The organism is Nonomuraea sp. NPDC049607 (genome assembly GCF_040675375.1).
Classification (GTDB): domain Bacteria; phylum Actinomycetota; class Actinomycetes; order Streptosporangiales; family Streptosporangiaceae; genus Nonomuraea.
The window spans coordinates 552,836-574,605 of sequence record NZ_JBFAOV010000002.1 but is presented as its reverse complement, the minus strand read 5'-3'; the positions used below and the strand labels follow the sequence as shown (position 1 = coordinate 574,605).

The following is a 21,770-nucleotide window of genomic DNA, read 5'->3' as shown; positions in this document are numbered from 1 at the left end:
GAAGGGCCCGGCGGATGCCAGGCCCTTCAGTTGCTAACGGTTCTCACGAACGGTCAAAGCCATTCGACGGGAGCCGTCCTTAGACGATCTTGCCGGACCAAACGTTGGCAGCGGCCTTGTAGACGACGTTCGTCTCACCGTCGAAGTACGGCGAGGAGATGTAGTCCACGCGGTTGTTGCCGTCCTGGTCGTTGAAGGTGCTGGTGACACCGTTCACGTAACCGAGGCGCTTGGAGTTGCTGTACTTGAGGAGCCAAGGACCACCGTCGGCGCCCTCGGTCATGGCGCACTTGAGCGCCACGTGCTCCTCGATCTTCTTGGCGGCCGAACCGACCAGCTTCTTGGTGGTCTTGCCGTAGCACCACTTCGGCGTGACGCCGGTGTAGTTCTTGTGGCCGTCGGGGTGCGGCGCGGCCGGGTAGCCGAACACGCGGACGTCCTTGCCGGTGGGCTGGTTCCACGCGAAGCCCTGGCCACCGACGTTGTCGCCGAGGCGACCGTAGTCCTTGCCCGAGATGTCGACGACGTAGTAGTCCTCGACCCAGTACTTGATCTGAGCGGTGGTCTTGATCCACTTCTTGATGAAGAACTGCTGCTTGTACCAAGCGATCTCGGTCTTGCCGTCCTTGCCGAGCTCGGCACGGACCTCACCGAGGAACTTGCCGTCAGCCTTGGCGGACTTGAGCGACTCGTAGTCCTCCTTGCTGACGGGGACCTCGTTGCTCAGACGCTCGAACTTGTCGCCGTTGTCCCAGCCGGTGCCGGCCGCGGTGTACTGCGACTTGTAAACCTCGGCGCCGGTGAGCTGGACACCCTTGGTGGGGCCCTCGCCCTTGATGTAGGCGTCGATGTTCTTGTCGGTCACGTCACCCGGCTTGGCGACGGTCTCGACCTTGGGGTCGACAGCCTTCGACTTGAAGGGGCCGTCCTGGCCGTACTTCTCGAAGCCGGCGTCGAACTCTTCCTTGGTGATCGTCTTCTCTTCGACGTAGCCGATGCCGCCCTTGGCGACGTGCGACTTGTACTCGCTCGGCGTGACCTTGGTGGTCTTGCCGCTGAGGGAGACACCGTTGTACACGGTCACGAACGCGTAGTCGCGGTCGTAGTCCTCGTACACGTCGAAGTCGTAGTGGGTGAAGGCCTGCTTGCCCACGTAGATGCCCCACGGAGCCTTGCCCTGGTAGTAACCGGGGACGAAGACCCACTTGGACAGGACGTCGGCGTTGGCGCCGGTGTCGTAGACGCAGTGACCGGCCGTGGCGACCAGGTTGCGGTACTTCGACTGGATCGAAGTGGCGGAGCACCACTTCTTCTCGCCCTTGCCGTTGACGAAGAACACCTTGCCGATGGTCCGCGGCATGTTGACGTTCTGCGTCTTGGCGGTGGTCTTCTTCTCCTCACCAATCGGGGCGGTGGACCCCGGCTTGGTGTCGGCGCTGTAGCCGCCCTTGCTCTGCAGCTTGGCGACGTCCGCCTTGTCCCAGACATTGGACTCGGTGGCGGCCTTGAGGGCGGCACCGTTGTTCTCGGCCCAGAACTGGGCGATGGCCTTCGCGTTGGCCGCGCTCGCCGCCATCGCGTCGGTGGAGACGTCGCTGTCGGCCGAGGCCGTGCCGGCGAGGCCGGCGGCCAGGAGGCCGGTAGCCAGGATGGCGCCACCGGCGGGGATGAGGATGCGCTTCAAGGGAACTGCTCCTTGCTCTGTCGTGGGTCGCAACATGCGTCCCATGCGTCAGTAAAGGGATAGCAAGGAACATAGCCAGTGATCTCCGCAGGTGAAAGCCGTTCTGACGCGATCGGTAAGCGCCGTTTCCCCCGTGACCGTGCTGTTATCTGTCAGAGGCTTTAGCGTGATGTTACCGGAAGGTGATGTTTTCGCTGGCCCTGTAGGGAATTTGACCATTGGAACGAAAGTTCCGTTAGTGGCCTGTCGCTCTCTGTGACCGGTTGAATGTGACTCAGATCACAGGAACCAGATTTAGGGCTCATCCGTCTAAATCGGTCCATCGTTCACAGGTGATCTTCAGGTTCGCGTCGGGAGCCCTCAGGATTCGACAATCTGGCCGATTTTGCAGGGGGTGTGGGGGCAACCTGACCGCTCGGTCCGTGTGCCTTTTGTGTCTTTTGTCGGTATTGGGCATGGCGAAGCGCCGCCGGGATCTCCGGCGGTGCGTCTTCAAGGGGGAGCTCGTCCCTAGGCGGCCCCGCGTTTGCGGGGTGTCAGGGGAGAAGGAGGGTGCGAACCGTCTGCCAGGAGGCTTCGTCGGCGGCGGCGAGCAGGCCGGCCTTGGGGATCGACGGGCTGTACGGGGTGCCGTCGAGGTGGCGGGCGGTTCCGCCGGCTTCCGTCAGCAGCAGGACGCCCGGCGCGTGGTCCCAGGGCAGCGTGCGGTGGAAGAGGAGGAAGTCCTGGTCGCCGTTCAGGAGTCGGGGGTAGTCCACGCCGGCGCACTTCGTGCCTGGCGTGAGGGCGGTGAAGCGGTGGGCGGCTGAGCTGACGTGGGCCTTGGTGGCGTCGTCCAGGAAGCGGGTGAGGGCGGCGCCGCGGAGGTGGGCGGGGTCGGCGGGAGCGGGGGCGCGGTGGACGGGGATGCCGTTGCGCCAGGTTCCGGAGCCGAGCTCGGCGACGTAGACGTCGTCCTCGGCCGGGCGCACGACCCAGGACGCGACCGTCTCGCCGGACCGGACCAGGGCCGCCATCACCGCGTACTCGGGGCGGCCGGCGACGAAGTTGGCCGTGCCGTCCAGGGGGTCGACGAGCCAGGCCGTCGGGGCGGCCTGGAGGGCGGAGAGGAGCGCGGGGTCGGCGGCGGTCGCCTCCTCGCCGACGACGGGGGCGTCCAGGAGGTCGCGGAGGCGGCGGCTGATCAGGTCTTCGGCCTCGCGGTCGGCCACGGTGACCACTTCGCCCGGCGTCTTCTCGGAGACGTCACCGGCGGCGAGGGCGCGGAACCGGGGGAGGATCGCGATCTCGGCGGTCTCGCGAAGGATCTCGGTCACCGCGTCGATCAGCATGGGTGTCATGTTAGACATCGGGCCCTTGCGTCACTGAAGAGGGTTTGTCCGTGGATTGGGGACGCCTGTACGCATCGGGGGAGTGTCGAGGCCGAGCCCCATCGCCTTCGAGCGCACCACCGCGTCGAAGTGCCCGGTCAGCTTCGACGTCCACGGCTACTTCCGGGGGCTGCCTCCCGGCGAGCAGACCGTCCAGTACCGGCTCGTCGGCGCCCAGGAGTGGAAGACGCTCGTCGTGCCCGCGAAGCGGCTGATCGTCCATCGGGCTCTGCTGGAGACCGTCACGTGGGAATCGGCGCCGGACTCGCGTGACTACTCGGTCCAGATCGAGATCAATCAGCCCGACGGCCTGCGGTCCAACGTCCTCTACTACTTCAAGTGCAACACCCCGCCCTCCGGAGAGACGTTCGGCGAGGCCGCCGAGAACATCACGCGTACGGCGAGCGGCGGGCCGCTGGCCGAACTGGCGGCCGACGCGCAGCTCGCGTCGGTGCAGGCGCGCTCCGGCGCGCAGGTCGCGCTCGTCAACAGGTACGACGTCAAGGCGGACCTGCCTGCCGGCCCGATCGGGTTCGAGCACCTGTGGAACGTGCATCCCGGCGGGCTCGCCGTCAATGTGCAGACCATGAGCGGCGGGCAGCTCATGGCCCTGCTGGCCACACCCAATCCGGCGGGCTGGGTGCTGACCCCGTCGGCCGGGCTGCGCTACACCCTCGGCGGCGGGAAGGTCCTGTCGATGACGCTCGACGGGGTGCCGGTGAGCGCCACACAAGAGATCAAGGTCGCGGGCGCCTGGAGTCTCATCGCCGGCTTCGACGGGTGGCCGCGTTGGGAGGGGACGACCACGTACACGAGCGGGCCGGACGACACCGGGGCGCTCGCGGGCTACCTGGTCGCCCATGCGCCGGTGTCGGCGCCGGCGGGCGACCGCGTCACCGTCCGCCAGTCATGGGCCCGGCCGTGCGTCCTGGGCGGACGGCCGGGTCGTTCTGTCCGGCGGGGGCCGGGAGGGCCCTGTGGCTTTCGTACGGCCGTCGTGGTCACCAGCTGCGGACGCGGGGGCGGCGGCGCATACGTTCCAGCATCGCTTCGTTGAAGGCGGCGGACACGGATTCGAACTCACCGTTCTCGACCGCCCGGTCGACGTACGCCTTGACGTGAGGGTCGAGGGTGATCGTGACCTCTGGGCCCGGCAAGGCGGGGGCGGTGGTGGTCTCGCGGTGATCCTCGGTCATACCGACATCTTGCGCCACAAGCGCTGGCGAATCACGTCCCGAAACGCTTCGGATTCGCGAGGCAGTGCAAGGGGCCGGATTTCCGCGGAGCCGGTCGACAACAGGGAGACGGGTGGGCGCAGGGCATGGCCGCAGCTTCCCCGCGGAGACGCCGAGCCGCGTGGTGAGCGGGAGCCGCGCCGGGAAGACGGCAATCCCCGCCGGTGACTCATTCCAGGGAGTGGGCCGCACGCGCGTGGGTCACGCCGCCAGGCGCCGGATCAAGGCCCTGCGCCGCTGTAGGCGCGAAACGCCTTCTTCGGCGAAGGCGATCGGGGGGCGGGTGGTGGCAGGCCCATCGGGGGGCCATGGCGCCGAGGGCGCTCGCTGGCCTCTGTGGGCGTGGAGCGTCCGACGATTGGTCTGGACACAAGTGAGGGCCCCGGCGGCAAGGAGCAACGCCGGGACCCTCTTTCCCCTGGTGAGGGCTTACTTGTACAGCTCGCCGTTCGGGCCCACGATCTTCCCCGACGGGAAGTTGGTGGCTGCCTTGTAAACGGCCGCCGTCTCACCGTCGAAGTAAGGCGACGTGATGTAGTCGATGCGGTCGTTGCCGTCCTGGTCCGCGAAGGTGCTGGTGACACCGTTCACGTAGCCGAGGCGCTTGGCGTTGTTGTAGTTGAGCAGCCACGGCCCGCCGTCGTACCCGGGGGTGACGGCGCACTTTAGGCCGACGTGCTCCTCGATCTTGAGCCAGGACGCGCCCACGGTCTTGGCCGTGGTCTTGCCGTAGCAGTTCTTCGGCGTCACACCGCTGTACGGCTTGTTGCCGTCGGGGTGCGGGGCCGCCGGGTAGCCGAAGGTGCGGACGAACTTGCCCGTCGGCTGGTTCCAGGCGAAGCCCTGGCCGCCCACGGCGTCGCCGAGCCGGCCGGCGTCCTTGGACAGCAGGATGTAGTAGTGGCCGCCCCAGGAGCGCTTCGGGCCGCTGAAGCTGTCGTAGTCCTTGCGGTCCACCTGCTTCACGCCGTCGAACTGGATGCCGTTGTAGACGGTCACGAACGCGTAGTCGCGGTCGTAGTCCTCGTAGTTGTCGAAGTCGTAGTGGGTGAAGGCCTGCTTGCCCACGTAGATGCCCCACGGAGCCTTGCCCTGGTAGTAGCCGGGGACGAAGACCCAGTTGGACAGCGTGTCGCTGTTGCTGTCCGTGTCGTACACGCAGTGGCCGGCGGTCGCCACCAGGTTGCGGTTGCCCGACTGGATGGACGTGGCCGAGCACCAGCGGAACTTGCCGGAGCCGTCGACGAAGAAGACCTTGCCGATGCTCTTGGGGAGGTTCACGTTCTGGGAGGCGCCGGCCTTCTGGGCGCCGGTGGGCGCGGTCATGCCGGGACGGCCGTCGGGGTCGTAGCCGCCCTTGGAGACGACCTTCCGCACTTCCTTGGAGTCCCAGGTGTACTGGGTGGCCTGGCGGAGCGCGGCGCCGTTCGAGGCGATCCAGAAGGAGGCGATCGAGGCGGCCTGCGAGTTGCTGCCGGCCATCGGGTCGTTGGAGACGTCGCCGTCGGCCTGGGCGGTGGCGGAGAGCCCGGCGGCGAGGAGACCGGTCGCCAGGACCGCGCCGCCGACGGGGAGGAGGATTCGCTTCAAGGTATCTCCAGGTTGCGCTGACAGGAGGCGCCTCTTGCACCCCATAACTCAGCAAACGGACGACCCGGAACCTATAACGCTGACAGTGCTTATGAAAATTTTAGGAAGATCGTGTCAGCGCTCCCAAGTGCCCCGTTACCGTGTCGAGATCAACGGATGGGCTGATCACCAGCAGTGATCACACCGTTTCATGTGACTTACGCCACATTTCCCGGTGTGGTGATCGCGGCGGCGCGTCGGTAGACCTCCGCGGTGGTCGTGTCGAAGTACGGCGACGACACCGCGTCGTAGGCCCCCTTGGCGTCTCTGTTCCAAGTCAGGCTGTTGACGCCGTTCAGGCTGCCGAGCCTGCGGGTGGCGTCGTAGTCGACCAGCCAGGGGCCGCCGCTGGCGCCGGGGCTGAAGTCGCACGGCTGCAGTCGCACGCCCTTCTGCAGGTCGAGCGCGGGGGCCACGGTCCAGTACGTGACGCCGCCCTGGCACGTCCGCAACGTCTTGCCGTCGAACGGGCGGGTGCCGTCGGGTTGCGCGCCGGCCGGGAAGCCGAAGGCGGCCACGGTGTAGGCGGCCGGCTTCTTGTTGATCTCCATACCCTGGGCGCCCACGTTGTCCTGGAGCCTGCCGACGTCCTTCATCGAGTACGTGCCGTCCTTGGCCTGCTCCCAGACGAACCCGCGGTGCACGGTCACGAACGCGTAGTCGTAGTCGTAGTCGCCCTTGCCGGGCCAGTCCTCGTGCAGGCTGAGCGCGGCGCCCACGTAGATCCCGTCGGGCGTCTCGCCGTTGGGGCCGGGGTTGGGGACGAAGATCCAGTATTCGGCGGCCTTGGCCTGCCGGGAGTCGTACGCGCAGTGCCCGGCCGTGGCCACGACGCTGCGGTTCCTGGACGCGACCGCGCTGGCCGAGCACCAGTACTCCTTGGTGCCGAACCGGAAGAAGACCTTGCCCATGGTCTTGGCGGCGCCGCCCTGCCTGGGAAGCACGGGCACCACGTCCTGCGTCGCGGACGTCCGCCGCGCCGTCGTGGCGGGCGAGATCGGGCCGGAGACCGCGCCGGCCGAGGACGTCGGGGCGGCCTGGGCGCCCGGCGTGGCGGGGCTGTAGTTGTCGGCCTGCTTGAGCCGGTCGGGCCGCCAGTAGTCGGCGACCTTCCTCATGTCGGTGGCGGTCCTGGCCAGCGTGACGCCGAAGACCTTGCTGGCCGACGCGCTCGTCCACGCGCTCGCCGGCGCGGCGTTCGCGATCCCCGTGAAGGCAGGCAGCAGCAGCAGCGCGCCGCCCAGGGCGGCCGCTGCCAGTTGCCTGGCCCGGGAGATCATGAAATGCCTTTCTTAGGGTCGTAAGGGTGGATTTTTCCAGATCAACTGCCTGTATTGCAGCCCGGATAGAGATTCGTTACCTGATCAAGAGTGCACCGTGTGCGATAAGGACACCATCAGCCGATCCCTCCCGATACGTCTAAATGATCACGCGTGTCGGTCGTTGCCGCAGGTCAGAGGGGTGATAGAGGCTTCGCGTATGCACCGAATTCTCGCCATCGCCGCGCTTTCCTGTACGGCATTCGCGGCCGCTCCAGTGGCGTACGCCACGACCGGCCCGTCCGATGTCCAGACGCCGCACAAGGATCAAAGGCTTTTCCGGATCAGTGTGGGAGATCGTCAAGGCGTGCTGCAGTGCACGCCCGGCCGGGTCGCCCCGGGGCAGGTCGCCGCTTGCGCCGCTCTCGAACAGGTGCACGGGAACCCGGCCAAGTTGACCGGCCGTCCGGGCGTCTCCTGCACCGCCGACTACGAGCCGGTGGACGTACGGGCGTGGGGTGTCTGGGACGGCGACCGCTACCGCTACTCGCAGACGTTCCCCAACGCCTGCGCGCTCGCCGTCGCCACGGGACCGGTCTTCCGCGTCTGAACCAGGCCCCTGAGGGGGCCGTGGGACGCGAAACGGCGGGGGAAGGCCCCCGGATCCCGCCCGAGGAGGATCCGGGGCCTCGACCGACGGGCCGGATCGCGGCATGTCGCCAGTCCGCCGGTGGGCCAGGAAAACGTCGAGAACGCTGATGAATGGCGCAACCCGTCGGCCAGGAAGGGACGCGAAAAAGCGGGCACCGGTTCGGTCCCGTTACGAAAAAGAAGGCGTTCTCCCAGGTCAGAGTGGCGGTAATGAGCCTGTGGCAATACCGGTAACGCTGATTATCAAACGCCGACACTTATCAACCGAATGTTGTTCTGGTTGGATGTCTGCATGGATCCACGCACCCCCTGTCTCATCGGCATCGCCCAACGGACCATTCGCGATCAGCCCGGCCCCGAACCGCTCGACCTGTGGGAGTCGGTCGCCCGCGAGGCGGCCGAGGACGCCCGGCTCCCCCTCGGACGGCTCGACTCGATCCAGGTCGTGTACACCGACTCCTGGCAGTACGACTCCCCGACCGGACGGCTGGCCGAGCGCCTGGGCGCCACCCCGCGCCACCAGTCCTACTCCAAGGTCAGCGGTACGGCTCCGCAGCTCCTCGTCGGCGAGGCCGCGGCCCGGATCGCGGCGGGCGAGCTGGACTGCGCGCTGATCACCGGGGCCGAGGCGCTGGCCACCCGGCGGGCCTACCGGCAGGCGGGCGAGCACGTGCCGTGGAGCCATGCAGCCGACCCCAAGCCGCCCTACGGCTGGGAACGTCCGCCGCACCCCGCCGAGCTGGCGCACGAGCTGTTCCTGCCGGTGCACACGTACGCGATCATGGAGACCGCGCGGCGGGCGGCGGCCGGGATGACGGTCGAGGAGGAGATGCTCGACCGTGGACGGATGATGGCGCCGATGACCGAGGTGGCCGCGGCCAACCCGTACGCGTGGCGGCGGTCCGTGCGCACGCCCGAGGAGCTGGTGAAGGGCAACAGGTTCGTCGGCTGGCCGTACACCAGGAACACCGTGGCCGTCATGGAGGTCGACCAGGCGGCGGCCGTCGTCCTGGCCTCCGCGGAGCTGGCCGACCGCCTCGGGGTGCCGGACGAGCGGCGGGTCCACCTGCGCGGCTGGGCGTACGCGGAGGACACCTGGGAGGTGGCGGCCCGGCCCGCGCTCGGCTCCTCACAGGCGATCGGGGCCGCCGCGAAGGCCGCCTTCCGCCGCGCCGGGCTCGGCCTCGGCGACATGGACGCCCTCGACCTGTACAGCTGCTTCGCCGTCGCGCTGCGGCAGGCGTGCGACGCGATCGGGCTCGACCCGTTCGACCGGCGCGGCCTGACGGTCACCGGCGGCCTGCCGTACGCCGGCGGCCCGTCCAGCGACTACGTGCTGCACTCGACGGCCACGATGGCCGGGCTGCTGCGCGCGCGGCCGGGGCACGGGCTGGTGACCGGCGTGGGGATGCACCTGACGAAGCACACGTACGCGGTGTGGTCCAGCGAGCCGGGAGGGCTCCTGGGGGACGCCACGCCGGTGTTCACGGCGTCCGGGGTGCCGGTGGTGGACGCGTACGCCGGCCCTGCCGCCGTGGCGGGGTACACGGTCGCGCACGGCCGGGACGGCGGGCCGGAGAAGGGCATCCTCGTCGTGGACCTGCCGGACGGCGGGCGGGTGCACGCGCACGTGCTGGAGCCGGAACTGCTGGCCGACGCCATGTCGAGGGAGCTGGTGGGGCAGCGGGTCGAGCTGGTCACCGACGGCAGGCTCAACGTCGCCACCTGGTGAGCCCGGGAGGTTGTGAAGTTGTGACCTCGGACGGCGACTTCGCCGGGTCCGAGGGCTTGCGCGGGTGGAGGTCGCTCAACTGAACTGGGAGTGAAGGGCGCAACCCGCACTAACCCGGCGAGGCACGTCGTGTCCGACCAGTTCGACGTCATCGAGGCAGGTGGGCGTGGCCGCCGCCGATGGATCGGGCTGGCGTCGGTAGTGGCCCTGCTGGTGATCCCGGCCGTCAGCCTGCTGCTCAGCCGCGACCCGCAGCCGCCGCCCGCGCCGTCCGCCACCGCGCCCATCCGGTCCCTCACGACGATCGACAACGGCCCCAGCACCTTGCGGATCCCGGCCAGGACCAAGGGACGGGACGAGATCATCGACGTCGTCTTCCCCGACGGGCTGAAGGCCGAGGTGCGCTATCCGGCCGACCTCGACCTCAACGAGCTGGGGGTGCGGCCGTTCCAGGGGGCGTGGATAGACGGGCAGTTCCGGCAGTTCGGCGTGCCGTACAACGGGGTCGCCGAGGTGACCGGCGGCGGCCGGCCGATCAGGAGCTACGGCCCCGGCGTCACCCTGTGGCCGCGTCAGCCCGGCGGGGGGAGCGGGCAGGTGCTGCTGTTCTCGTTCGGACGGTGGCGGGTGGCGATGCAGGACCGGGGCGAGGGGCTGACCTTCGACCAGCGCACGACCCTGGCGCGGGAGCTGCGCGGGAAGGTGACCAGGGACGGCTACCTCGTGCTGTCGGGCAAGGGGTCGGTGCGGCTGGCCGGGCCGGGGGCCACGGTGCAGGGGGATCCGGCCGGGCCGCAGCTCTGGTTCGGCGGGGGAGTGCGGGAGATGGTCGTGCTGGTGCCCACGCCCGACTGCGCGGAGAAGGCCCGGCTGCCGAAGGTGATCGAGGGGCGCGGGCGTCCGGGCGAGTGGACGTGCCGGGGGGACGTGGAGGTCGCCGTCGCCGGCCCCGAGGACTTCAGACGCCGCGCCCTGGCGGGGATCCGGGTGAAGGTCGAACGCTGACAGGCGGGCCAGGGGATCCGGGTGAAGGTCGGGCGGTGACAGGCGGGCCAGGGGGTCCGGGTGAAGGTCGAACGCCGGCAAGGCGTCGCGCGGCGGGGCGGTGCCGTGGGTGGCGGTGGGCCGGTTAGTAAGGTGCGGCCATGTTCGCCGTAACCGCCACACAGACCGATCCCGACAATCCGCTCGCCGGGCTGACGCTCGGTGAGCACCCCGACCCCGAGGCGCCCGACGGCTGGACGACCGTCTCCGTACGCGCCGCGGCCCTCAACCACCACGACCTGTGGACGCTCAAGGGCGTGGGCATCAGGAAGGACCGCCTGCCGATCGTGCTCGGCTGCGACGCCGCCGGCGTGGACGAGGACGGCAACGACGTCATCGTGCACGCGGTCATCGGCACGGGCGCGGACGAGACGCTCGACCCCAGGCGCTCCCTGCTGTCGGAGGTGTACGACGGGACGTTCGCCGAGCGGGTGGCCGTGCCGCGGCGCAACCTCGTGCCCAAGCCGGCCGCGCTCAGCTTCGAGGAGGCCGCCTGCCTGCCGACGGCCTGGCTGACCGCCTACCGCATGCTGTTCGACAAGGCGGGGCTCGAACCGGGCTCGACCGTGCTGGTGCAGGGGGCCGGCGGCGGCGTCGCCACCGCGCTCGTCGCGCTCGGCCGGGCGGGCGGCTTCCGGGTCTGGGCGACCAGCCGCTCGGAGGAGAAGCGTGAGCGGGCCCGCGAACTCGGCGCCGACCAGGTCTTCGAGACCGGCGCGCGGCTGCCCGAGCGGGTGGACGCGGTCATGGAGACCGTCGGCCAGGCCACCTGGGACCATTCGCTCAAGTCGCTCAGGCCGGGCGGCCGCATCGTGGTCTCCGGGGCCACCAGCGGCGCGGTCCCGCCCGCCGACCTCAACCGTGTCTTCTTCCTGCAGCTCTCGGTGGTCGGCACCACCATGGGCACGCGCGACCAGCTCCAGCGGCTGGCGGTGTTCCTGGAGCAGACCGGCGTGCGGCCGGTGATCGACCGCACGCTGCCGATGGCCGAGGCCCGCGACGGCTTCGCCGCCATGGCCGGAGGGGAGATCTTCGGAAAGATCGTCTTTACCGGCTGAATAAGTGAAGGGTTACTTGTCCGCCTTCCGGGTGATACACGAAGAATGAGGCCGTATCACCCTGGAGGCGTCACCGTGGACGTGGAGCCGTTCGGCCCGGGTTCGATGCACTGGGAGACCGCGGGCGAATACCGCAACCTGCTCGTGGCCGGCAGCGCGCTGGTCCTGCAGACCATGCATCCGGCGGTCGGCGCGGCCGTGGCGCAGCACTCGACGTACAAGGACGACCCATGGGGGCGGCTCAACCGCACGCTCGCCTCCGTCCAGAAGTGGGTCTACGGCGGGGAGGGCGGCCTGGCCGAGGGGCGGCGGCTGCGCGAGCTGCACCGGTCCATCAGCGGCGTGGACGAGCACGGCCGCGCCTACCACGCCCTGAACGGCGAGGCGTGGGCCTGGGTGCACCTGTCGCTGTTCGAGCGGTTCGTCACGCTCAACCGCTACTTCGGCACCCCGTACACCGAGGAGCAGCAACGCCGCATGTACGCCGAGTCGCGCCGGCTCGGCGCGATCCTGCACGTGCCGGAGCGGGAGATGCCGGCGGATCTGGAGGCGTTCTGGCGCTACTTCGACATGATGATCGCCGAGCGGCTGGAACCGCACCCGACCGCGCTGGAGGTGCTCGCCGTGATGCGCGGCACGCCCGCCCCGCCCGGCCTGCCGAGGCCGCTGCGCCGCCTGTGGACGCCGGTGGGGCTGGGGTCGGGGGAGTTCAACCACTTCGTCACCGTCGGCACCCTGCCGCCGGCCGCCCGCAGGAAGCTCGGCCTGCGCTGGACGGCCCGGGACGAGCGGCGGCTGCGGCACCTCGGGCACGCGGTGGCGATGCTGACCGCGCGCCTGCCCGAGCGGTTGCGGTACATGCCGGTCGCCTACCACGCCCGCAGGGCGGCCCGCGGCCTCGAACGCCCGGCACGCTCACTGCGCTCCGCCTGACGACGCCTCACCGGCGGCCAGGCAGGCGGCTCAGCGGCGGCCAGTGGCGGCTCAGCGTTCGAGGATGTCGCGGATGCGGGCGGACGCCTCGTCGAGCACGGCGTGCAGCTCGGCCAGCTTCTGCGTGGTCAGGGCGGCGTCGGCGGCCTCCGTACGGGCCTGGGCCACGAAGTCGGCCAGCAGCTCGCCCAGCTCGCTGTCGAGCTCGATGCGGCGCACGGTGTCGCCGCCGAGCGTGGTCCAGATGTCCGACCAGATCCGGCGCCACTCGCCGGCCAGCCGGTCGCTCTCCACCTGCCACTGGCTGGCGTGCGCCATCCACTGCCGCTTCTGCTGCTCCTTGAGCTGTTTGAGGTCTTCGGCCCGGGTCTTGGCGCTGTCGCGGGTGCCGGTGCGGACGTCCTTGGCCATCCGGGTCAGCTCGTCGCGCAGCGACTTCACCGTGTCGCGGACGTCCTCCTTGACCTCGCGGGCGATGTCGCGCACCGAGGCGGAGATCTCCTGCTCCAGGTCGTCGAGCTCGTCGAGCCGGGCGTTGAGCTCCTCGCGGCCCTTGTCGGTGATGGAGAAGACCTTCTTGCCGTCGACGACCTCGTGCGTGACCAGGCCCTCCTCCTCCAGGCGGGCCAGGCGCGGGTAGATCGTGCCGGGGGAGGGCGAGTAGACGCCGAGGAAGCGGTCCTGGAGCAGCCGGATGACCTCGTAGCCGTGCCGCGGGCTCTCCTCCAGCAGCTTGAGCAGGTACAGCCGGAGCCGGCCGTGACCGAAGACAGGGCTCATTCCTTCTCTCCCTTGAGCAACGCGACCTCGCCCGAGACGGTGTACGCCGACAGTGAGGCCATGCCGCCGCCCAGCCGCCCGGACAGCGTCTTGGAGCCGGGGCTGTTGGCCGCCGACAGCCCGTCGAACGTCGAGCTCAGCCGGCCGGAGGTGGACCTCATGCTGACGTCGGACTCGGCGTTCTCCGGCACCCGCACCAGGATGGCACCCGAGACGCTGTTGAGCGTCACGTGACTCGTCGGCCGGAGCCTCAGGTCGGCGGTGATGCGGCCGGACACCGTGCTGGCCTTGAGCCGGCGCGGGCTGCCGTCGGCCAGCGTCAGCTCGCCCGAGACGGTCTTCAACGCCAGGTCGCCCTCCATGGCCCGGCTCTCGATCGAGCCGGAGACCGTCGTGGCGCTCACCTCGCCGCTCACGCCGTCGAGGACGACCTCGGAGGACACGCTCTTGACCCGGGTGGAACGCTCGAACCCGGCCAGCACCGTGGACGCCGAGACCACCTCGGTGCTCACCCTGCATCCCTTGGGCACGGTGAGGGTCAGGTTGGTCCTGCGCCGGTCGCGCCGCAGCCAGGTGAGCAGGCCGTCCAGGGTCAGGCCCTCGTAGGTGACGACCAGTTCCTTGGTCACCGCGTCGTAGCTGACCAGCAGCGGCGCGGCCGACTCGATCTCCGTCAGCTCCAGCGTGGGCGGGCCCTCGCTGGCCAGGACGGCCAGCCTGCCCGCGACGATCCGCACGTCAAGTGACTCCACCGGCCCGAACGTGAGCTGCTCAGGGGCCTCCAGCGTCCACTTCTCCATGAACGTATGCCTCCTCGACGAGTACGTCTGCTACGAGAACACGATATGTCGCGTTACTCGAAAACTCAAGATGTATCGCGTCTGGAGGCCGGTTCGCGTCAGTCGTCGTCCTCGTCGTCGAGGCGGGCCAGCCAGGTGGCCAGCCGCTCGATCGGGGTCTCGAACTCGGGGTTGAGATCGACGAACTCGCGCAGCCGCTCGCCCAGCCAGAGCACGCTGACCTCTTCCTCGCCCCGCCGATCGACCAGCTCCTCGATGCCTCGATCGGTGAAGTACATGGGTTTCTCCTTCGTGCGGGCAGGGCCTCACCCCCGCCGGTCAACACAGAAGCCCCCGGCCGGACGGCCGGGGGCTCACTGGCGGCCTGCTCAGCCGAAGAGCTGGTGGAGGATCTCCTCCAGCTCGGTGTCGTGCGAGTTGTGCGAACCCGTCGCAGGCGAGCTGTTCGGGGTGCGCGAGACGCGGCGGAGCGACCGGCCGCCGAGCGTCTGCGGGTCTTCGGCCAGCTTCAGCGTCAGGTAGGGCCACGGGCCCATGTTCACCGGCTCGTCCTGTGCCCACACCAGCTCGGCCTGCTGCCCGTAACGGGCCAGCTCGGCGGTGAGCTCCTCGGTCGGGAACGGGTAGAGCCGCTCAAGCCGGACGATCGCGACGTCGTCGCGGCCCGTCTTGTCACGCTGCGCGGCCAGGTCGTAGTAGAGCTTGCCCGAGACCAGGACGACCCGGGTGACCTTGGCAGGATCGACCGTGGTGTCGCCGATGACCGGCTGGAAGGTGCCGGTGGTGAAGTCGGACGCCTTCGACGTGGCCGCCTTGTGCCGCAGCAGCGACTTGGGCGTGAAGACCACCATCGGCTTGTGCCGGTTGGACTCCACCTGCCAGCGCAGCAGGTGGAAGTAGTTGGCCGGCGTGGACGGCTGCGCGACCGTCATGTTGTCGAGCGCGCAGACCTGCAGGAACCGTTCGATCCTGGCCGAGGAGTGGTCGGGGCCCTGACCCTCGAAGCCGTGCGGCAGCAGCAGCACGACCGACGACCGCTGACCCCACTTCTGCTCACCGGACGAGATGAACTCGTCGATGATCGTCTGGGCGCCGTTGACGAAGTCGCCGAACTGCGCCTCCCAGGCCACCAGGGCATCGGGACGCACGACGCTGTAGCCGTACTCGAAGCCGAGCGCCGCGAACTCGCTGAGCAGCGAGTCGTAGATGTAGAACTTCGTGGTGCCCTCGTTGAACTGCTTCAACGGGGTGTGGTCGGCGCCGGTCATCCGGTCGACCAGCACCGCGTGCCGCTGGGTGAACGTGCCGCGCCGGGAGTCCTGGCCGACCAGGCGCACCGGGTGGCCGTCGATCAGCAGCGAGCCGAACGCCAGCGTCTCGCCCATCGCCCAGTCGATCGAGTCGGTCTCGACCATCTGGCCGCGGCGCTGCAGCACCGGCGCCAGGCGCGGGTGCGGCGTGAAGCCGTCGGGCAGGTTGAGCTGGGTGTCGACGATGCGCTTGAGCGTCTCGTCGCTGATCGCCGTCGGCGTGTCGGCGTGGGACCACTTGACGACCTCGGCCGGGGGCACCCGCATGGCGGCCGCCTCCTTGGGCTTCTTGGCCGCCTCGCGCGTCTCGGTGAACGCCTGCTCCAGCTTGGCCTGGTAGTCGCGCAGCGCCGACTCGGCCTCCTCGACCGTGATGTCGCCCCGGCCGATCAGCGCCTCGGTGTAGAGCTTGCGGGTCGAGCGCTTGGCGTCGATCAGGTCGTACATCAGCGGCTGGGTGAAGGCGGGGTTGTCGCCCTCGTTGTGGCCGCGGCGGCGGTAGCAGATGAGGTCGATGACGACGTCCTTGCGGAACGCCTGGCGGTATTCGTAGGCCAGCTGGCCCACGCGCACCACGGCCTCGGGGTCGTCGCCGTTGACGTGGAAGATCGGCGCCTGGATCATCCGCGCGACGTCGGTCGCGTAGACCGACGAGCGGGAGGAGGCCGGCGAGGTGGTGAAGCCCACCTGGTTGTTGACCACCACGTGCACGGTGCCGCCGGTGCGGTAGCCGCGCAGCTGCGACAGGTTGAGCGTCTCGGCCACCACGCCCTGGCCGGCGAAGGCCGCGTCGCCGTGGACGAGGACGGGAAGGACGGTGAAGCCCTCCTCGCCGCGCTCCAGGAGGTCCTGCTTGGCGCGGACGACGCCCTCCAGCACCGGGTCGACCGCCTCCAGGTGGGAGGGGTTGGCCACCACGGACGCGGTGATCGTCTTGCCGCTGGGCGCGGTGAACTCGCCGCTCGCGCCCAGGTGGTACTTGACGTCGCCGGAGCCGTGGGCGGTGCGCGGGTCGATGTTGCCCTCGAACTCGCCGAAGATCTGCGCGTAGGACTTGCCCACGATGTTGGCCAGCACGTTGAGCCGGCCGCGGTGGGCCATGCCGATGACGACCTCGTCGAGGCCCTCGTCGGCGGCGTCGCTGATCACCGAGTCGAGCAGCGGGATCAGGGACTCGCCGCCCTCCAGCGAGAAGCGCTTCTGGCCGACGAACTTCGTCTGCAGGAACGTCTCGAACGCCTCGGCGGTGTTGAGCCGGGACAGGATGTTGAGCTGCTCGTCGCGCTCGGGAGAGGCGTGCGGCTTCTCCACCCGCGCCTGGATCCAGGCCCGCTCCTCGGGGTTCTGGATGTGCATGTACTCGATGCCGACCGTGCGGCAGTAGGAGTCGCGCAGCACGCCCAGGATCTCGCGGAGCTTCATCAGCGCACGGCCGCCGAAACCGCCGGTGGCGAACTCGCGCTCAAGGTCCCACAAGGTCAGCCCGTGGGACTGGATGTCCAGGTCGGGGTGCTTGCGCTGCTTGTACTCCAGCGGGTCGGTCTCGGCCATCAGGTGGCCGCGCACACGGTAGGCGTGGATCAGCTCGATGACCCGGGCCGACTTGGCCACGTCGTCGTCGTGCGAGGCCGAGATGTCCTGGACCCAGCGCACCGGCTCGTACGGGATGCGCAGCGCCTCGAAGATCTCGTCGTAGAAGCCGTCCTCGCCGAGCAGCAGCCGGTGGATCTGGCGCAGGAAGTCGCCCGACTGGGCGCCCTGGATGATCCGGTGGTCGTAGGTGCTGGTCAGCGTCATGACCTTGGAGACGGCCAGGCGCGAGAGCGTGTCGGGCGAGGCGCCCTGGTACTCGGCCGGGTACTCCATCGCTCCGACGCCGATGATCGTGCCCTGGCCCGGCATCAGGCGCGGGACCGAGTGGACCGTGCCGATCGTGCCGGGGTTGGTCAGCGAGATCGTGGTGCCGGAGAAGTCGTCGACGCCCAGCTTGCCCGCGCGGGCCTTGCGGACGACCTCTTCGTAGGCCACCCAGAACTGGCGGAAGTCCATCTCCTCGGCGCCCTTGATCGAGGGCACGAGGAGCTGGCGCTCACCGTTGCTCTTCTGGACGTCGATCGCCAGGCCGAACCCGACGTGCTCGGGCTTGACCAGCGTCGGCTTGCCGTCGATCTCCGTGTAGGAGTGGTTCATCTCCGGCATCGCCTTCAGCGCCTTGACGATCGCGAAGCCGATCAGGTGCGTGAAGGAGATCTTGCCGCCACGCCCCCGCTTGAGGTGATTGTTGATCACGATGCGGTTGTCGATGAGCAGCTTGGCCGGGATGGCCCGGACGCTGGTCGCCGTGGGGACCGTCAGGGACAGGTCCATGTTGGCGGCCGTGCGTGCGGCGGCGCCGCGCAGCTTCACCTCCTCGGCGCCCTTGGGCACCGGGGTGGCCGGCTGCTTCGGCTTCTCAGCTGCCGGAGGCGCCTTCGGGGGCGCCTTGGGAGGAGCGGGCGCGGTCGCAGTGCCGTTCGCCGCCTCCCTGACCGGGGTACGGCCCGGCCCGCTATCAGGGTTGTAGTCAGCGAAGAAGTTCCACCAGGCCTTGTCGACAGACTCTGGATCTTGAAGGTACTTCTGGTACAGCTCGTCGACAAGCCACTCGTTCTGACCAAAGCTTGCCAGCGGGTTTGTCCGCGACGACTCAGACGACACGGCGGAAATCGCCCTCTTCCGCAGATCGGCGTTGATGTTAGAGAACCTGTCCAAGGCTACTCGCCCGGACCGGCAGCGCGCGCCGAAGAGCACGTGCCGCCCCGAACGATCCTCTCAGGACACGCCGAAGAGGTCACGCCCGCCTAGTCAATCCAGGGAGAGTCGCCATTGTTACTGTTTGGTATCAACGTGTGGCCGCCAGGTTTATTTCCCGCCGGGCACGATTCTGCTGGTGATCCGCACCCCGGGTGACAGCTGCGACAGCAGGTCCGCCAGCTCCTTCCCGGCCTGCTGGAGCTCCTCCATCGACATCGGCTCAAGGCGTTCGAGAAGGAAGATCGCGTTGGTGGTCTCCTCGGTGAGCCGGGTGCGCGCCACCTGACGCCAGTTCCACCGCCGGCAGGTCACGCCGGCGTCGTCGCGCCAGATCACCTCGCCGGGCTCGGGCTGCCCGAGCGCCTCCTCCGAGTGCTCGTCGCCGGTCGCCCGTACCAGCCGGGCCGGGCCCTGGTAGCGGTCGAGGTCCTCGCCGCCGATGGGCAGCGCGTGCTTGACGCTGATCGTGTTGTACGCGTCGACCACCCGGTTGATCTCCGGCAGCGGCATGCGCCGGGTCAGGGCGTCGACCGAGGGCCTGGTGCGCTGCGGCTTGGCGCCGAAGGCGCGGTAGGCGTCCTTCCAGGCGTCGATCTTGTCGCTCTGCACCTCGGCCTGCGACGCCTCGGCCAGCCAGGCGCGGGTGAGGTCGTCGGTGGGGCCGTTCCGCAGGTCGTGGGCCAGCATGACCAGGACGGCGAAGTCGGGGCGCAGGGCGAGGACGGCGTCGTCCACGCGGATGTCGTCGAGCATGCGCCCAGTTTAGAAGGCCGGGAAATTCGCAAAAATCACTTTGCAAAAAAGCCTTTGCGGTCTAGGGTCGTCCTCATGGAGGAGCAGTACAAGATCAGTGACCCGCAGGTGCTCAAAGTGGTCGCCCACCCCCTGCGGGTGCGGCTGCTCGGGCTGCTGCGCAGCGACGGCCCGGCCACCGCCAGCGAGCTGGGGCGCAAGGTGGGGGAAAGCTCCGGCTCGACCAGCTACCACCTGCGCGAGCTGTTCAAGTACGGCTTCATCGAGGAGGACCCCGACCGGCGCGACGGGCGCGAACGCCGCTGGCGGGCCCGCCACCGCTACACCTCCTGGGACAACAGCGAGCTGTCCGGCACCGACGAGGGCCGCGAGGCGGTCCGGATCATGCGGATGCGCCAGGTCGAGACCCTCGCCCGCGTGGCCCAGGACCACGACGAGAGCCGCTGGTCCCCCGAGTGGGTGCGGGCGGCGGGCCTGAGCGACGACTTCGTCGAGCTGTCGCCGGCCGGGCTCAGGGAGTTCGACGAGCGGGTCGACGAGCTGCTCCGCGAGCTCGTGGCGCGACACGCCGGAGATCCCGACGTCCGGCAGGTGCACATCTGGAGGGGCGGCTTCCCCCGCCCCGGTACCGAGGAAGAGGAGCAGGACCGATGACCGCTCGCTCCGCCCTGCGGCGCTACATGCTCGTCAGCTTCCTGACCTGGCTGCCGCCCGGGCTCATGGTCGCCTGCATGGTGCTGCTGATGACCGACAGGGGGCTCGGCCTGGCCGAGATCGGCCTGTCGGTGACCGTCTTCTCGGTCGTCACCGCGAGCCTGGAGCTGCCCACGGGCGGCCTGGCCGACGTCGTCGGGCGGCGGATGGTGCTGGCCTGCTCGGCGGTCTTCACCGCGGCGGGGCTCGCGCTGATGAGCATCTCCACGGCGTTCTGGATGTTCGTGGTCAGCGGCGTGCTCAAGGGGGTGGCCAGGGCCCTGTCCAGCGGTCCGGCGACCTCCTGGTACGTCGACACCCTGCACGGGCTCGAAGGCGAGGGCGCCGACCTCAAGCCGGGCCTGGCGCGCGGCGGCGCGATGGAGTCGGTGGCCCTGTGCGTCGGCGTGCTGGTGGGCGGCGCGGTGCCGCTGCTGGTGCCGCCGGGGCTGATGACGCCGCTGGCCGTGCCGCCCCTGCTGGGGGCGGCGGCGGCCGTCGTGCTGCTGGTCGTGGTGGTGTTCGCGCTGCCGGAGCCGGCGCACGCGCGGCGGTCGCTGGGCGGCGTGCTGCGCGAGGTGCCCGCCACGGTGGTCTCCGGGATCCGGCTGGCGGCCGGGGGCGCGGTGCTGCGCCGCCTGATGCTCGCCGCCGCCGCGTCCGGTGTGCTGCTGATGACGATCGAGCTGCTGACCCCCGGGCGGCTGGCCGAGCTGGCCGGCACCGCCGAGCGCGGCAGCCTGGCCTACGCCGTCGTGGCCGCCCTGGGCTACGCCGCCAGCGCCACGGGCAGCGTGCTCGCCCCCCGCGTGGCGCGCCTGGCCGGGAGCTCGGCCCGGGGGGCCGCCGCGGGCGCGGTGCTCTGCGCGCTGTCGGTCGGCTCGCTGGCCGCCACCGCCGGGCTGGACGGCGTGCCGGGCCTGGTGACGGCCGGGCTGGCCTACCTCGTCATGTTCGCCGGGCTGTCGGTGACCGGGCTGCTCTGCCTGGAGATGCAGCACAACGCGGTGTCCGCCGCCGAGCGCACCACGGTCACCTCGACGTCCTCGCTGTCGTTGCAGGCGGGTGGGGTGCTGGCCAACTCCACGCTCGGCCTGCTGGCCGCGCAGACGGGGGCGTCCGCCGCCTGGTGGGTGGCCTCGGGGGTGGTGCTGGCCTCGGCGCTGCTGTTCGTGGCGATGCCGAGGCCGGGGGTCACAGGCTCCAGTCGAGTTCCGGCCCTACCGGAACGATCCTGCTCGGGTTGATGTTCGTCTGGGTCAGGTAGTAGTGGCGCTTGATGTGGTCGAAGTCCGTGGTGTCGCGGAAGGCGGGGATGGCGTAGAGCCTGCGGGCGTACGCCCACAACGCCGGATAGTCCGTCAGCCGCCTGATCGAGCACTTGAAGTGGCCGTGGTAGACCGTGTCGAACCTGACCAGCGTGGTGAACAGCCGCACGTCGCTGTCGGTGAGCGTGTCGAACAGGAACTCCGACTCGGCCAGGCGCACCTCCAGCAGGTCGAGCGTGGTGAACACGCGTGTGACCGCGTCCTCGTACGCCTGCTGCCCGCGCGCGAAGCCGGCCTCGTAGACCGCGTTGTTGAGGCCGTGGTAGAGGCGGTCGTTCATGATGTCGATGTCCGGGCGCAGGCGTTCCGGGTACAGGTCGGGCGCGGTGCCCCACGACGTCTCCAGATCGAGGGTGATCTGTGGGAAGTCGTTGGTGACGATGCGTTCGTCCCGGGCGTCCCAGACGCAGGGCACGGTGTAGCGGCCCGTGTAGCCCGGTTCGGTGGCGTGGTAGAGCTCCGACAGGTACAGCGGGTCCCCGTCGGGGATCCGCCAGCCCTTGTCGTCGCGGACGGGGTCGACGATCGTGACGTCCAGCAGGTCCTCCAGGCGGAGCAGGGCGCGGACGATCAGCACGCGCTGTGCCCACGGGCAGGCGTAGGAGGCGTAGAGCCGGTAACGGCCGGGCTCGGGCGGCCCGAGCCGGTCGGTGAAGCGGTTCGGCTGCCGGACGAAGCGGCCATCGTCTGAGATCTCGCGGCTCAGCTTCATGACCCC

Annotated in this window: 19 protein-coding genes; 8 read left to right on the top strand and 11 right to left on the bottom strand. The window is 69.6% G+C overall.

What is annotated here, in order from left to right:
• Window positions 1-79: 79 nt before the first annotated feature.
• Window positions 80-1,684, bottom strand: a complete 1,605-nt coding sequence (locus tag AB0J97_RS06955) for a hypothetical protein (protein ID WP_357697326.1) — start codon at window positions 1,682-1,684, stop codon at window positions 80-82.
• Window positions 1,685-2,220: 536 nt separating this feature from the next.
• A complete protein-coding gene (locus AB0J97_RS06950) occupies window positions 2,221-3,015 on the bottom strand; it encodes an inositol monophosphatase family protein (RefSeq protein ID WP_364085487.1) in 795 nt (264 codons plus the stop codon).
• A gap of 82 nt (window positions 3,016-3,097) precedes the next feature.
• Between AB0J97_RS06950 and AB0J97_RS06945 the strand changes: the two genes are divergently transcribed.
• Complete coding sequence (locus AB0J97_RS06945; RefSeq protein WP_364085485.1) at window positions 3,098-4,111, top strand: 5'-nucleotidase C-terminal domain-containing protein; 1,014 nt, start codon at window positions 3,098-3,100, stop codon at window positions 4,109-4,111.
• Here AB0J97_RS06945 and AB0J97_RS06940 read toward each other — a convergent pair.
• The 3 genes from AB0J97_RS06940 to AB0J97_RS06930 form a co-directional block, all read right to left on the bottom strand.
• Window positions 4,056-4,250 (bottom strand): hypothetical protein, encoded by a 195-nt coding sequence (locus AB0J97_RS06940; protein ID WP_364085482.1) that lies wholly within the window; start codon window positions 4,248-4,250, stop codon window positions 4,056-4,058. The genes AB0J97_RS06945 and AB0J97_RS06940 overlap by 56 nt on opposite strands.
• Before the next feature lie 468 nt (window positions 4,251-4,718).
• Window positions 4,719-5,879 (bottom strand): hypothetical protein, encoded by a 1,161-nt coding sequence (locus tag AB0J97_RS06935; RefSeq protein ID WP_357697338.1) that lies wholly within the window; start codon window positions 5,877-5,879, stop codon window positions 4,719-4,721.
• A gap of 197 nt (window positions 5,880-6,076) precedes the next feature.
• Entirely contained in the window at window positions 6,077-7,198 is a 1,122-nt protein-coding gene (locus AB0J97_RS06930) for a hypothetical protein (protein WP_357697339.1), read from the bottom strand.
• Between the two features lie 346 nt (window positions 7,199-7,544).
• On the opposite strand from AB0J97_RS06930, the gene AB0J97_RS06925 reads away from it, so the two are divergent.
• The 5 genes from AB0J97_RS06925 to AB0J97_RS06905 all read left to right on the top strand — a co-directional run bounded on the left by AB0J97_RS06925 (window position 7,545) and on the right by AB0J97_RS06905 (window position 12,595).
• Window positions 7,545-7,787: an SSI family serine proteinase inhibitor gene (locus AB0J97_RS06925; RefSeq protein ID WP_357697341.1), complete on the top strand. Its 243-nt coding sequence runs from the start codon at window positions 7,545-7,547 to the stop codon at window positions 7,785-7,787.
• 333 nt (window positions 7,788-8,120) lie between these two features.
• Complete coding sequence (locus AB0J97_RS06920; protein ID WP_364085477.1) at window positions 8,121-9,560, top strand: acetyl-CoA synthetase; 1,440 nt, start codon at window positions 8,121-8,123, stop codon at window positions 9,558-9,560.
• A gap of 129 nt (window positions 9,561-9,689) precedes the next feature.
• Complete coding sequence (locus tag AB0J97_RS06915) at window positions 9,690-10,565, top strand: hypothetical protein (protein ID WP_364085470.1); 876 nt, start codon at window positions 9,690-9,692, stop codon at window positions 10,563-10,565.
• 140 nt (window positions 10,566-10,705) lie between these two features.
• Entirely contained in the window at window positions 10,706-11,662 is a 957-nt protein-coding gene (locus AB0J97_RS06910) for a zinc-binding dehydrogenase (protein ID WP_364085466.1), read from the top strand.
• A gap of 45 nt (window positions 11,663-11,707) precedes the next feature.
• Window positions 11,708-12,595, top strand: coding sequence for an oxygenase MpaB family protein (locus AB0J97_RS06905; RefSeq protein ID WP_364085463.1), 888 nt, complete (start codon window positions 11,708-11,710; stop codon window positions 12,593-12,595).
• A gap of 51 nt (window positions 12,596-12,646) precedes the next feature.
• Here the strand turns inward: AB0J97_RS06905 and AB0J97_RS06900 are convergent, their stop codons facing one another.
• The 5 genes from AB0J97_RS06900 to AB0J97_RS06880 form a co-directional block, all read right to left on the bottom strand.
• Complete coding sequence (locus AB0J97_RS06900; RefSeq protein WP_357697351.1) at window positions 12,647-13,375, bottom strand: PadR family transcriptional regulator; 729 nt, start codon at window positions 13,373-13,375, stop codon at window positions 12,647-12,649.
• On the bottom strand, window positions 13,372-14,175 hold the full coding sequence (locus AB0J97_RS06895; RefSeq protein WP_357697353.1) for a DUF4097 family beta strand repeat-containing protein: 804 nt from the start codon (window positions 14,173-14,175) through the stop codon (window positions 13,372-13,374). Before AB0J97_RS06895 ends, AB0J97_RS06900 begins: the two co-directional genes overlap by 4 nt.
• A 98-nt stretch (window positions 14,176-14,273) precedes the next feature.
• A complete protein-coding gene (locus AB0J97_RS06890; RefSeq protein ID WP_352323532.1) occupies window positions 14,274-14,453 on the bottom strand; it encodes a DUF6104 family protein in 180 nt (59 codons plus the stop codon).
• Window positions 14,454-14,543: 90 nt separating this feature from the next.
• Window positions 14,544-18,182 carry a multifunctional oxoglutarate decarboxylase/oxoglutarate dehydrogenase thiamine pyrophosphate-binding subunit/dihydrolipoyllysine-residue succinyltransferase subunit gene (locus tag AB0J97_RS06885; protein ID WP_357697355.1) on the bottom strand — a complete coding sequence of 1,213 codons (3,639 nt, stop codon included), beginning with the start codon at window positions 18,180-18,182 and terminating at the stop codon, window positions 14,544-14,546.
• A gap of 204 nt (window positions 18,183-18,386) precedes the next feature.
• Window positions 18,387-19,031 carry a phenylalanine--tRNA ligase beta subunit-related protein gene (locus AB0J97_RS06880; protein ID WP_357697357.1) on the bottom strand — a complete coding sequence of 215 codons (645 nt, stop codon included), beginning with the start codon at window positions 19,029-19,031 and terminating at the stop codon, window positions 18,387-18,389.
• Between the two features lie 75 nt (window positions 19,032-19,106).
• Between AB0J97_RS06880 and AB0J97_RS06875 the strand changes: the two genes are divergently transcribed.
• Window positions 19,107-19,685 (top strand): helix-turn-helix domain-containing protein, encoded by a 579-nt coding sequence (locus tag AB0J97_RS06875; RefSeq protein WP_364085447.1) that lies wholly within the window; start codon window positions 19,107-19,109, stop codon window positions 19,683-19,685.
• Window positions 19,682-20,971, top strand: a complete 1,290-nt coding sequence (locus AB0J97_RS06870) for an MFS transporter (RefSeq protein WP_364085442.1) — start codon at window positions 19,682-19,684, stop codon at window positions 20,969-20,971. The genes AB0J97_RS06875 and AB0J97_RS06870 overlap by 4 nt, the downstream gene beginning before the upstream one ends.
• Here the strand turns inward: AB0J97_RS06870 and AB0J97_RS06865 are convergent.
• Window positions 20,919-21,764, bottom strand: coding sequence for a glutathione S-transferase C-terminal domain-containing protein (locus AB0J97_RS06865; RefSeq protein ID WP_364085439.1), 846 nt, complete (start codon window positions 21,762-21,764; stop codon window positions 20,919-20,921). The genes AB0J97_RS06870 and AB0J97_RS06865 overlap by 53 nt on opposite strands.
• Window positions 21,765-21,770 lie beyond the last annotated feature (6 nt).